This is a genomic window from Neisseria sp. P0013.S005, from assembly GCF_051958425.1.
Lineage (GTDB): Bacteria > Pseudomonadota > Gammaproteobacteria > Burkholderiales > Neisseriaceae > Neisseria > Neisseria subflava.
The window spans coordinates 1-244 of sequence record NZ_JBQCVL010000083.1 but is presented as its reverse complement, the minus strand read 5'-3'; the positions used below and the strand labels follow the sequence as shown (position 1 = coordinate 244).

The 244-nt window shown below is 55.7% G+C and carries 1 protein-coding gene; it reads left to right on the top strand.

Going from position 1 to position 244, the window contains the following annotated elements; all coding sequences use genetic code 11:
• Positions 1-242, top strand: a 242-nt coding sequence (locus ACTHTA_RS11590; protein WP_440379642.1) for a band-7 C-terminal domain-containing protein, incomplete at its 5' end; no start/stop codon positions are given.
• Positions 243-244 lie beyond the last annotated feature (2 nt).

Below are 244 nucleotides of genomic sequence, written 5' to 3'. Positions count from 1 at the left end.
CCGAAGCACTGCGTCTGGTTGCCGAAGCCAACGCCGACGCCATCCGCAAAATTGCCGAGGCAGTCCGTTCCGAAGGCGGCTCAGAAGCCGTCAACCTGAAAGTTGCCGAGCAATATGTCGCCGCCTTCAGCAATCTGGCAAAAGAAAGCAACACGCTGATTATGCCTGCCAACGTCGCCGACATCGGCAGCCTGGTTTCAGCCGGACTGAAGATTATCGACAGCAACAAAGCGGCAAAATAAAC